Origin of the sequence: Blautia sp. RTP21359st1_E11_RTP21359_211015, from assembly GCF_040910705.1 — a bacterium.
GTDB lineage: Bacteria > Bacillota > Clostridia > Lachnospirales > Lachnospiraceae > Blautia_A > Blautia_A fusiformis.
In genome coordinates, this window is record NZ_JBDGAB010000013.1 from 12,419 (window position 1) to 25,332 (window position 12,914).

At 32.5% G+C, this 12,914-nt stretch carries 12 protein-coding genes; all 12 read left to right on the forward strand.

The features are described 5' to 3' along the window. The 12 genes from AB5026_RS06470 to AB5026_RS06525 all read left to right on the forward strand — a co-directional run bounded on the left by AB5026_RS06470 (position 1) and on the right by AB5026_RS06525 (position 12,782). Positions 1-501, forward strand: a complete 501-nt coding sequence (locus tag AB5026_RS06470) for a glycosyltransferase (RefSeq protein WP_118753111.1) — start codon at positions 1-3, stop codon at positions 499-501. Continuing rightward, positions 491-1,405, forward strand: a complete 915-nt coding sequence (locus tag AB5026_RS06475) for a glycosyltransferase (protein ID WP_180214125.1) — start codon at positions 491-493, stop codon at positions 1,403-1,405. The genes AB5026_RS06470 and AB5026_RS06475 overlap by 11 nt, the downstream gene beginning before the upstream one ends. A gap of 8 nt (positions 1,406-1,413) precedes the next feature. Next, positions 1,414-2,442: a glycosyltransferase family 2 protein gene (locus AB5026_RS06480; RefSeq protein ID WP_118753110.1), complete on the forward strand. Its 1,029-nt coding sequence runs from the start codon at positions 1,414-1,416 to the stop codon at positions 2,440-2,442. 17 nt (positions 2,443-2,459) lie between these two features. Then, entirely contained in the window at positions 2,460-3,464 is a 1,005-nt protein-coding gene (locus tag AB5026_RS06485) for a glycosyltransferase family 2 protein (protein WP_118753109.1), read from the forward strand. A gap of 53 nt (positions 3,465-3,517) precedes the next feature. After that, complete coding sequence (locus tag AB5026_RS06490) at positions 3,518-4,714, forward strand: hypothetical protein (protein WP_118753108.1); 1,197 nt, start codon at positions 3,518-3,520, stop codon at positions 4,712-4,714. Between the two features lie 99 nt (positions 4,715-4,813). Then, positions 4,814-6,268: a flippase gene (locus tag AB5026_RS06495; protein ID WP_237971258.1), complete on the forward strand. Its 1,455-nt coding sequence runs from the start codon at positions 4,814-4,816 to the stop codon at positions 6,266-6,268. A 62-nt stretch (positions 6,269-6,330) separates the two neighbouring features. Continuing rightward, a complete protein-coding gene (locus AB5026_RS06500; RefSeq protein ID WP_118753107.1) occupies positions 6,331-7,248 on the forward strand; it encodes a phosphorylcholine transferase LicD in 918 nt (305 codons plus the stop codon). Between the two features lie 19 nt (positions 7,249-7,267). Next, entirely contained in the window at positions 7,268-8,155 is an 888-nt protein-coding gene (locus AB5026_RS06505) for a sugar phosphate nucleotidyltransferase (protein WP_177968467.1), read from the forward strand. A gap of 11 nt (positions 8,156-8,166) precedes the next feature. Then, positions 8,167-9,243, forward strand: coding sequence for an NAD/NADP-dependent octopine/nopaline dehydrogenase family protein (locus AB5026_RS06510; RefSeq protein ID WP_173741300.1), 1,077 nt, complete (start codon positions 8,167-8,169; stop codon positions 9,241-9,243). An 81-nt stretch (positions 9,244-9,324) separates the two neighbouring features. Beyond that, on the forward strand, positions 9,325-9,537 hold the full coding sequence (locus AB5026_RS06515) for a hypothetical protein (RefSeq protein ID WP_118753104.1): 213 nt from the start codon (positions 9,325-9,327) through the stop codon (positions 9,535-9,537). Beyond that, positions 9,537-11,306, forward strand: a complete 1,770-nt coding sequence (locus tag AB5026_RS06520; RefSeq protein WP_118753103.1) for a phosphotransferase — start codon at positions 9,537-9,539, stop codon at positions 11,304-11,306. The genes AB5026_RS06515 and AB5026_RS06520 overlap by 1 nt, the downstream gene beginning before the upstream one ends. Positions 11,307-11,309: 3 nt before the next feature. Further along, a complete protein-coding gene (locus AB5026_RS06525; protein ID WP_118753102.1) occupies positions 11,310-12,782 on the forward strand; it encodes an APC family permease in 1,473 nt (490 codons plus the stop codon). Positions 12,783-12,914: the final 132 nt, after the last annotated feature.

Consider the following 12,914-nt stretch of genomic DNA (forward strand, 5'->3'; position numbering starts at 1 on the left):
ATGATTTTTGTGACGGTAGGAACGCATGAACAACCATTTAATCGGTTGCTCCAAAAAATAGACGAATTAAAAAAAGATGGAACGATTCAGGATGATGTGATTATTCAAACGGGATTTAGTACATACAGGCCTCAATATTGCCAGTGGAGTAAATTACTCCCCTATCAGCAGATGGTCAAAAATGTGGCAGATGCTCGTATTGTGATTACCCACGGAGGACCAGCGAGTTTTATTATGCCACTGCAGATTGGCAAGACGCCGATTGTCGTGCCACGGCAGCATCAGTTTAACGAGCATGTCAATGATCACCAAATGGAGTTTGCGCGAAATGTGTCAAAACGTATGGGTACGATTATTGATGTAGAAGATATTGAAACGCTAGGGGATATTATAACAAACTACGACAAGATTGTTGCTGGGATGGGTCATGGCATGATCAGCAATAACGCGAAGTTCAACGAGGAACTGGAAAAGCTGGTAGGTGAAATGTATGGAAGATGAGATGATAGCTAAAGTATTAGTAATAATGGCAACATATAATGGAGAAAAGTATTTACAGGAGCAACTAGATAGCATTTTACGACAGAAAAATATTCAAGTCGATATTCTTGTAAGGGATGATGGTTCGAACGATAAAACAAAAGAAATTCTTGAGTGCTATTCAAAAAACAATAAGTTGAATTGGTATACAGGAGAGCATTTAAATGTTCAAAAAGGTTATTTTGATTTGATGAAAAAATCTGCAAAATTAGAGTGGGATTATATTGCTTTTTCTGATCAAGATGATGTTTGGGATACGGATAAATTATATATTGCAGTGCAATCGTTGAAACCAGTAAATAGAGGAATTCCGGCATTATATTATTGTGGACAACGATTGGTTGATAGAAACTTAAATTTCTTATCAAATCATGAATTGAATGATAAAAGAACATTGATAACCAGATTTATTTTATCTGATTTTGCAGGATGTACAGGTGTTTTTAATAGAGAATTATTGAATGCAGTAATTCAGTATGAGCCACAGTATATGCTAATGCATGATACATGGATTCTTAAAGTGTGTCTTTGCTTGAAAGGAAAAGTATTTGTTGATACGAAACCGCATATGAGCTACCGACAGCATGGAGGAAATACAGTTGGTTTGGGAAGAAGTTTACCTGCGTATTTTAAACAGGTGAATCAATATTTGAACGAATACAATGTTGAAGCGCAGATGCAAGAACTTCTAAAAGGCTATGGAAATATAATGGTACCTGAATATGCGACATTGGCAAAGCAAGTATGTGGATACAAAAAATCATTCAAAGCTAAGAAAAGTTTGTTGAATAAGAAATATATAAATTTTTATAATAAAGGGTTGAATCTGACATACGATATCAAGGTTCTTCTTAATAAATTGTGAGGGAAATTATGTTGTTTAGTATTGTTGTACCAGTATATAACGTTGAAAAATATATTGAAGATTGCCTGGAATCGATAATTTATCAAATCGATAATGAAAAAAACTATGAAATAATTTTAGTGGATGATGGGTCTACAGATAGAAGCGGATTGATTTGTGATGAATATCAGAGAAGACATCCAAACTTTATAATGGTATATCACAACACAAATCATGGCCTTTTATGGACACGACGTTTTGGATTTAAGCAGGCGAAAGGTGATTATGTTATAAATTGTGATTCAGATGATTTGCTTGAGGATGAAGCACTTGTAAAGTTGAAGAAGATTGTAAAAAAATATAAATATCCTGATATCGTCATTTATAATCACAATATTTATGATGGAAAAAATAAAACAATTGCATTTAAAGATATTTTTACTAGTAATAAGGATTGTATTGTAGAGAAAAAAGACGTTTTAAAAGAATTTCTCTGCTACCATAGTATTGTGAGTGTGTGTGGAAAAATGATTAAACGAGACTGCATAGATGCGGAGAAAAAATATCAGCAATTTGGACGAATCAGCACAGGAGAAGATACATTGCAGTCAATTGAATTTTTTAGTAATGCAAAGACTTTTGTATATCTAAATGAGACTATCTATAATTATCGATGTGGATCAGGAATGACGGGTAAGTTTGATGAAAATTATTATTTTACATTTAAGAAAATCTTTGAAGAAATTGAAAAACAGAGTGAAAAGTGGGAAGTTCCAAACTTTGATGAATTGTTTGCTATAAAAGTATTGCAAACGGCTGGGCGGGCAATTACACAGTCGCGCTATAATCACTGGAAATTTATGAGAGAACATATAGAATACTTGGGAAAAATTCGTGAAGATAGGATGCTGCAGGAAAATACAAAGTATTTAGATAAAGTGAAAGATAAATTACAGAAGGATCACTATATCTTGTTGAAACTATTGAAATATAATTTGAATGTGATAATTGTTTTGCTTTTAAATATGAAAAATATGACGGATAAAAGTCGCCAATAGATACAGGAGTTTACAACATGGAAAAAATATTATCTTTAAGTATTGCTGCATATAATGCAGAAAAAGATATTGTAAATTGTTTGGATTCGTTAATTCGCTCCAATGTACTTGAAAAATTGGATATTATTGTGGTAAATGATGGTTCAAAAGATCATACGGCAGAGGTTGTCCAAAAATACGTTGAAAGATACAGAGATTCCATTCGATTGGTAAATAAAAAAAATGGAGGACATGGTTCAACAATCAATACTAGTATTAAATATGCTTGCGGAAAGTATTATAAAATTTTAGATGCTGATGATTGGGTAAATAGTGAAAATTTGAATAGACTTGTAGCATTTTTAGAGAAAACAGATACAGACATGGTATTAAATCCTTATGATGAGATTGAATATAATACCAGAACAAAAAAAAGGCAGATGAATCCTTGGGATAATGAGGTTAGTTATGAAGAAGTTCATGGATTGGAGGAATTGGACAAAGTTATATTATACATGCATTCGCTTACATTTCGTAGAGAAGTAATCCAGAAAATGGGGGCAATTATTGATGAAAATTGTTTTTATGTAGATATGGAATATTGTATATTTCCACTTTTGTATATAAATTCTTTTGCATGTTTAGATTATCCTGTTTATCAGTATTTACTTGGTTCTCAGACACAGAGTATGAATATGGAAAATATGATTAAACGCCGAGATCAGCATCTAAAAGTAACTAAACGACTGGTTTCATTTTATAAAAAACATGAGGATGATTTGAATATCAAGGTGAGAGAAATTGTTATATTGAGAATTAAATATGCGATTTATAATCAGTATGTAATTTATCTACATATGTCTCCTAAAGAAGCTATAAATGAAATTAAAAGATTTGATGAATGGTTAAAAAAACGGAATAAAGAGTTGTATAACGGACCTAAAGGCAAAATTATGGAATTTATTAAAATTAACAGAAAAACTGGCTATAGTTTATTTGTACCAACTACAATTTTGTTTAAGAAGATTGGAATGCTTAAGTAGTCGATTCTTTTTAATCAGAGTTATTGGAAAAAGGTAAATCAGAGTAGGATGATATGAAGAAATTAATAAAGATTAATAAAGAAACTTTATATTTAGTAGGATATTTTCTCATGGGATTATCAGCAGTGGTAATTGGAAATTCATATCTGTTTGGAGTTAATAGATTTCAAATATGTGAAGTGGTACAGTACTTATCGGCTACTATATTTTTATGGTCTTTCTGCATCGATAAATATAAAATCTTTGATTTTGTGAGTGTTTTTTTATTTGGAATTGTAATACTTATATCAGCAATTATCATGCACGATATTACTTTTGCATTATATGGAATATCAATTGTTACATCTCTTCATATTGATGTACGTAAAATTATAAAGAGTAGTGTAATAAATAATGCTATCTTTTTATGCATAGTTATTGTACCAGCTTTGTTGGGATTCATACCGGATGATATTTATTATCATGAAAATATGAAAGCACATTGTTTGGGATTTGCATATTATTCAAATGTTCCATGTGTTATTTTAATGGAAACTTTTGCAATTTATTGGCTTATTCGGTCTAAAAAGATGGAACGATTGTTCTTGATTTTAAGTTTACCTGTACATATCTTGGTATATAAAGTATGCACAGTACGTCTGGAATTCTATGTATATATTATTTTCATGTTGGCTGTTTTGATATTAGGCAGCATAAACGTGAATAAGCAGCATAAGTTTATGACCTGTATTGCTACGTTTATGTATCCACTTGCGGCAGTATCAGTAATTTTAGCATCTTTAAAATATAAGAGTTCTGCAATTATATTTGCGTTCAATGAAATGATTAATTCTAGGTTGAAATTTAATCTGCAAGGTTTTGAGCAATATGGAGTAAATTTGATAGGACAGAGAATAAAGTCTAACCAAGAATATATAGATCAAAATTTTGTTAATCATTATTTTTATATAGATTGTGGATATGTTTATATGCTCATAGGATATGGATTGATTTTATTTGCAATAATAATGTTTTTGTATACTTATCTTTCTCATTATGCTATGAAAACGAATAATATTAAATTAATTAGTTGGTGTTTTGCTATATGTGTTTTTTCAATAATTAATAATATTATGTTTAATACAGCATTGAATCCATTATTAATTTTAGGAATAAAATTATTGTTGTCCAATAAGACTTCGGATGGAAAAAGAAGATGGATGCCAAATAGAGTGGTTACAAAACGAAGACGGATCAAGATAAAACTTTGATAACACTGAGAATATTTAGAAATTAGTTTTTATAAAACACAGATTGAAAGCTAAACTTTAATCTTTAAGAAATTGAAATTTATGAAGGAATCATAATATATGGCAAATCATAAGAAAATGGTGCAAACCAGCATTAAAAAAAATTATATATATAATACGATATATCAAGTGCTCTCTTTAATCACTCCATTGATTACTGCACCATATATTTCCAGAGTATTAGGTTCAAACGGAGTTGGAATTTATAGTTACACAAATTCAATTGTGACGTATTTTACACTATTTGCAGCTTTAGGAACAGCTTCTTATGGACAGCGAGAAATAGCGATGCATCGTGATGATCCAGAAACATCTTCTAAGTTGTTTTGGGAAATTGAAATTCTTTCACTTACGACTACAGCAGTATCATTAATAGTTTGGATAGCATGGATTTTTATTTCAACACAGTATACAGCAATTTATAGTGTACTGACTTTATCTGTTTTGGCGGTTGCGTTTGATATATCCTGGTATTTTGGAGGATTTGAAAAATTTAAATATATTGTTATTCGAAATACTTTGGTGAAAATCACAGGAATTATATTACTGTTTCTTTTTGTAAAAAAAGAAACCGATATATTCTTGTATGTAGGCATTATGGCTGCTACAGGATTGATCGGTAATATTTCTATGTGGACTTATCTTCCTAAATTATTAGCGAAAGTAGAGTTTAAAACGCTTCATCCATTCAAAATCCATTTAAAGCAGACGTTCGCATACTTTATACCTACAGTTGCTACATCTGTTTATACTGTGTTAGATAAAACAATGATTGGCGCAATTACTAAGTCTGAAGAATTAAACGGTTATTATGAGCAGGCGACAAAAATTATCCGTATGATAGAGAGTCTGCTTTTTTCTTTGAATACTGTAATGGTTTCCAGACAATCGTATCTTTTTGCCGAAGGTCGGACAGAAGAAATTAAGGATAAAATTAATAAAAGCTTCGAGTTTATTTTTGCGCTTGCGGTTCCAATTATGTTTGGAATTTGGGGAGCTGCAAGGAATTTTGTTCCATGGTTTTTTGGAAATGGTTATGAACCGGTAGTTACGCTTCTGTATTTAATGAGTCCATTACCGTTGGTGATCTGTATTAGCAATATTATGGGGTCACAATATTTAACCCCTTCAGGTCAGCGTGCCAGAAGCTCCAAAGGAATTATTGCGGGAGCAGTAACCAATTTTTTGCTGAATCTGGCATTGATTTATAAATATGGTGCAAATGGTGCTACGCTTGCAAGTGTTGTGGCAGAGTGTGTCATCAGTGCTATTTATGTTCACATGAGCAAGGGATTTATAAATTGGAAAAAAATCTTGAATGTTCTTTGGAAGAAACTGCTTGCTGGTTTTGTGATGTTTTGGGCAGTATTGTTTATAGGTGGAAATTATCAGGGAAGTATAAGCATTTCTGTATGTCAGGTCATATTTGGCATGGCATTATATGGAATTATGTTAATTGTGTTAAAAGATAATGTTATTTATGATGCTTTGAAAATCATAAGAAGAAGGAAATAATACTTGAAGAATATTTTTACAGCATATTTTATGTCCGGAAGAGTGGAGGAATAAATACTAAAATGGTTGATTTAAATATAGAGTTGCCAGATGGATTTTTAGATGAGGAAGTCAGATGTGGATATACGGTAACATCAAAGATGAAAGAGGTCTGGGCAGTTGAATTAGATATTACTGCGAAAATCATAGAAGTCTGTGAAAAATATAATATAAAGATTTTTAGTGATGGTGGAACAACCCTTGGAGCTGTCCGGCACAAAGGATTTATCCCATGGGATGATGATATTGATTTTGAAATGGACCGTGAAAATTATAATAAACTGTGCGAGGTTGGAATGAAAGAATTTAAATATCCGTATTTTTTTCAGACCGAATATACAGATCCAGGTTCTTTGCGCGGACATGTTCAGATCAGAAGAACTGATACGGCAGCTATATTGGCAAATGATACTAGAAAAAATATAAAGTTTAATCAAGGTATATTTGTAGATATATTTCCATTTGATAATATCCCGGATGATGCAGAAGAAGAAAAAACACTTCGGAAAAAAGTTGCCATGCTGAAGGAAAAAGCTTATAAAACCAGCCTAGTCTGGAGTGATTTTGCATCATCAGATAATAAAATAAAACAGTTGATAAAGACATTATATTATCCACTTTATAAACTAAAAAGCAAGAGTTCTCTGTATTATTATAAAAAAATGGAAGAAGCGGCAGTAAGCTATGATTCAATAATCTGTGAAAAAAAATGTCCCTTATCATTATCTCCATTGAATACAAAGTTTTACAGATATAAAGAGGATTTTGATAAATGTGAAATGATGGATTTTGAATTCTTAAAAATACCAGTACCAGTTAATTATCATGCTATTTTATCGCGGACATATGGTGATTATATGAAATTTGTTATAGGTACTTCGCTACATGGAAACGTTTTCTTTGATACAGATAAATCATATACAGAATATACAAATAGATAGAAAGAGAAAAGGTGAGATAGTGAACAGATATTTGTTTGAAGTTTTATGTTTCATTGAGAAAAATGGGAAAAAGGAATATGGAATCAGAGAAATATCAGATGCGATTCAGATTTCGGGGAATACTGTATCTAAAAGTTTGCAAGAAGCTAAAATTTCTGGGTATATTGAGGGAAAACAGATGCTTTCTATAACTTCAAAAGGTATAGAAGCACTTGAACCCTATAGAGTTAAAAAGGCGGTGATTATGGCAGCGGGGTTTGGAGCAAGAATGATGCCTGCTACAGCTGACAGACCGAAGCCCATGGTAACGGTTAATGGCAAACGAATTATAGACACGTTGCTAGATGCACTGGTGAATGTTGGTATTAAAGATATTGTAATAATAAGGGGATATAAAAAGGAACGGTTTAATGAAATTCTTGAGAAATATCCATTTGTGCGTTTTATAGATAATGACCGGTATGATAAAGAAAATAATATATCTTCAGTGATCTTAGCTTCGAAAGAGATTAATAACGGTTATCTTTGTGAAGCGGATCTATATATTACAAATCCAGAGGTGATTAGAAAATATCAATATGTATCTAATATTTTAGGTTCCTATTCACTGGAGACAGATGATTGGTCATTCAGGATTAAAGATGGCTATATTTCGGAATATCAAAAGGGTAATACCTATTGCTATAATTATTACGGTATTTCCTACTGGACAAAGGAAGATTGTCAGAAATTGAGATCAGACTGGGCTGAAATATATAAGGACAATAAAGGTGTTTTCTGGGAGGAAGTTCCATTAATTCTCAAAAAAGAAAATTATAAAGTAGAGATAAGACAATGCAATAAACAGGATATTATGGAGATAGATAATTATTATGAACTTGCTCAATTGGATGAAACATATAGATAAGGATGATTGATATGAATATAACGATAGTAGGAGCAGGGAATATAGGGACTCAATTTGCTGCTCATTGTGCAGAAAATGGGCACAAGGTTGTAGTTTACGGCTCAAAACCGGAGAAAATAAACAAACTTTTAACAGTTGTAAATGAAGAGAATGAAATTATTCATCGTGGAATCATTGAGAAAGCAACAGATGATGAGAAGGAAGCATTTTCCAATGCTGATCTGATCTTTGTGACCATGCCTGCTACACTAATGCGGCTGAATGCACAGAAAATAGAGCCTTTTGTTAAACCAGGGCTGAAAATATGTATTGTTCCGGGCACTGGTGGTGGAGAGTGTGCATTTTATGGATGTATTAAAAAAGGTGCTACAGTTTTCGGGGTACAAAGAGTGCCAAGTGTTGCCCGCCTTATTGAATATGGAAATACTGTAAAGGCAATTGGATATAGAGATGAAATGTTTGTAGCTGCGATACCACATAAAGAGACGGGAGAATGCTGTAAGATAATTGAAAGTATTATTGGTGTTAAAACAACGCCACTTCCTAATTATTTAAATATTACACTTACTCCTTCGAACCCTATTCTTCATACCACGCGGCTCAGAAATTTGTACGGAGATTGGAAAGAAGGGGTTGTCTACAAAAAAGTTCCCCTTTTTTATGAAAACTGGAATAACGAAACGTCAGAGCTTCTTATCGCCTGTGATACAGAGGTTCAGCAATTATGCAAGACGTTGCCGTTTAACTTATCCTATGTAAAATCATTGTGTGTTCATTATGAAAGCCCGACTGCAGAAGCGATGACAAAGAAGATATCGGGAATTACCGGATTTAAGGGACTGACAAGTCCAACGAAAAAAGTAGAAGGGGGATATATCCCTGATTTTAATTCAAGATATTTTACCGCTGATTTTTCATACGGGCTGGTGATTTTAATACAGATCGCAGAGTATGTAAATATTGATGTGCCAAATATGAGGGAAACCCTTCAATGGTATCATGATCTTGTAGGTGAGAGAAAGGAATATAATTTCAAAGATTACGGGATTAATACATATCAAGATTTTGTGGATTTTTATTCACTCTAATAGTTATGAAAATGTAAATAAAAGAGATGTTACAGTTTCTTACCTTGTTGAGAATAGTATATAACTGAGGAAATAATTAAATTGGGTGAAGATATATTACTTCTTGATTTTGTAAACATATCATCAGCAAATTATTTCTTTTCTGACTTTTATGTAAGACTTAACGTAACAAGTGAAGGCGGTAACGAAAAACTATATTTGAGCAAAGAGCATAAAAGCGGCAGAGAAAATATATTCAAATCAGTTATGCGATGGATATTTTGCGAAATAACGCATGAGAGGAAGAAGAGTTAATGAAAAAAGATGAATTCAATATATTAAATAGTTTTTATAATGGTAACGTTGGACGAATTAATTGTTCTTCTGATTTAGATGTTAAAAAGTCATTACAAAAACAAGAGGTTTTCAATTATTTGATACAGGCGGGACTGATAGCGAAAAATGGATCTAAAATCACTGATACTGGGCTTGAAGCTTTGGAACCATACCGTGTAAATAATGCGGTGATTTTAGCAGCCGGGGCATCTACCCGCTTTATTCCTTTATCGTTGGAACAACCTAAGGGTTTATTTGAAGTAAAAGGAGAGAAGCTGATTGAAAGACAGATTCAGCAACTTCAGGATGCTGGAATAAAGAACATCACGATTGTGCTTGGATACAAAAAAGAAATGTTTTATTATTTGGAAGACAAATATGGAGTAAATTTTATAATTAATGAGTCTTTTAATATAAAGAATAACATAGAGAGTTTGTACCTGGCAAAAGAAAAACTAAGAAACACGTATATATGTGTAAGTGATAGCTATTTTGTTGAAAATCCTTTTAATCAATATGAGTATCAGACATTTAACGCAGGGATAAGTATTAAGAAAAAAACGAATGAGATGTATGTTGATACTGATGAAAATGGAAAAATCATTATGATGGAAAAGTACAGGGATTCAGGAAAAGTATTATTTGGACATTCGTTTTGGAATGAGGATTTCTCGAACGCTTTTATTAAACTTATGGAAGCAGACAGGACTGTCGGAAAGTATAATCAGAGCTTTTGGGAATGGATGGTTAAAGATAATCTGAATAATCTGCCATCATTCTATTTTAAAGAATATGAAGAAGGAAATATTTATGAATTTGACTATTTCGAGGATTTGCGAAGGTTTGACAGCCAGTATCAGGGACATACACATAGTGAAATTATCCACAATATTAAACTTATTTTCAGATGCGATGAAGAAGATATCGTAAATTTTCGTAATGTAAATGAGGGAATGACAAATACATCATTTATTTTTGAAATTAATGGTATGGATTACATATATCGTCATCCCGGGGATGGGACAGACAGCATTATTAGTCGTAAAAATGAAAAAAACTCTCTGATTAAAGCAAAAGAAATAGGGATTGATCCTACTTACATTTATGCTGACATTAATGAAGGATGGAAGATATCAGTATTCATATCAGAATTCAGAGAACCGGATTACAATTCATTTAAAGATTCAAAAAAAATTATAAGTGTACTCAGAAAACTTCATGGTTCGGGTATTAAAGTTGATTATGGGATGGACCCTTGGAAAGATTCTTTGAAGATTGAAAAACTACTTCGAAAAAAAGCTCCGGAATGTTTTGAAAAAAATGAGAAATTAAAAAGAAAGATTGAATTACTTTATAAAAAGACTGCTGGTGATGGGGTCGAAAAATGTTTTTGTCATGGTGATACCTATAAATCTAACTGGATGATCAAGCCAGACGGTAATGTAATACTTATTGACTGGGAATATTCAGGGTATTCTGATCCAGGAATTGATGTTGGATATTATATTGTTGATGCAATGTATGATTTCGATGAAGCAGAACGTTTTATAAAAGAATATTTACAAGATAGTTATACTGAGAAGAGATATTATCATTTTTGGGCATATACGGCTATTATTGCTTATTATTGGTACGTATGGGCATTGTATCGGGAATCCTGTGGAGCAGTTATGGGAGACGCTCTTATTAATTGGCGGGATATGGCAGAAAAGTATGCAGATCATATTTTAGACTGTGAAGGAGAATGATATATGAAGGAGAATAAACTGGTTCGAGTACTTGGATTAAAAGAATCTATCAGCATGACGATAGGAACTGTAGTAGGGGTAGGATTGTTTACCTGTGGCTCAGCACAAATTGGCTTAGTGGGATCGTGGATTATAGGATTTACATTTATAGCATTGCTGATTTCAATTTGGCCATGTCTTATTTATGGAGAGATGTCCGCTGCGTTGCCCTGTGCAGGAGGAACATATAATTACGCGAAACGAGGATTAAACAGGGTTTGGGCCAATATGGCAGGATGGCATTATATCATTTCAGTTGTAGCAATTGGTGCAGGAGAGACACTTGCATTTGCTAATTATTTTAAAATTCTATTGGAACAATTTAATCTTAACATTGCATGGCTGGATTCCCGTGTAATTGCAATTGCTCTTGTAGCTGTTTTTTTAATATTAAATTATCGAGGAATTGAACAATCCGGGAAGGCGCAGATAGCATTTATGTTTTTTTTCTGGGGCTGTTCTGTTTGTTGGTTTTTGTATATGATTCCCAAAATACATATAGAATATTTTGGCGGTATTGCAATGAATAGTCTACCACCTTTTAATGAGATGATGTATATTTTTGGACTTGTATGGTGGTGCTATACAGGATTTGAAACTTGCGTATCTATGGGAGCAGAGACGAAATATCCGCAGTATACGTTACCCAGAGCTCTTAAGATCTCTGTGTTTTTAGTATTTGCGTTAAATGCATTATTCCAGTGGTTTCTTGTTGGACTTGTTCCTAAGAAATTTTATGGTGTTTTGGCAGTGGCAGATGCGCCTTACGCTGAAGGATTAAAGGCTGTTGGACTAGTCGGATTTCCAATTATACTTTTATGTATTGGTATCGCATTTGGCGGAGATTTATCTACAATTAATCCAGGTATCGCGGCACCAGCTAGATATATTTATACAATGGCAGAAGATGGAGCCCTTCCGTCGTTTCTTAGCAAGATTCACCCTAAGTTTAAAACGCCGTATGTGGCTATAACAGGCGTTGGGCTTATTAACTTTATTTTGATCGCAACAGGATCTATAAATTATATTGCTTCTGTTTCATTGATTTCATTAGCTATATGTTATATGATTGGCTGTTTATCTTATATAGGACTTCGTAGAAGTTATCCGGATATGAAAAGGCCATATAAAGCTCCTTTAGGCGTATTAGGTTGTTTGGTTACTATTGTAATATATTGCTTTATGTTACTCTTTGCTGATAAAGTTGCCTTACTTACAGCAGGAATTATTACAATAGTATGTATTGTATTTTATTATGCATATACACATAATAAGGGACATCAGATGCTTTCAATTGAGGAAGAAATTGGTGATATTGAAGAACCAGATGTTTTAACTAAAGAAAAAATGGATAGAGAATATAATATTTGGAAAATTATTACTATAATAGTAACGATAGTTGCCTTGGGAATATATATTATTCCGATGTTGTTTTGATTATTGTGATTTTCTCCAAGTTCTGTCTTTTTTAATTAATATGATTCCAAATGCTATTTTTAAGAAACAACAAAATTTCAGGTATTGAGAATCAAAAATGATTATTATTACAGTTGTCAATGGTGAGATCGT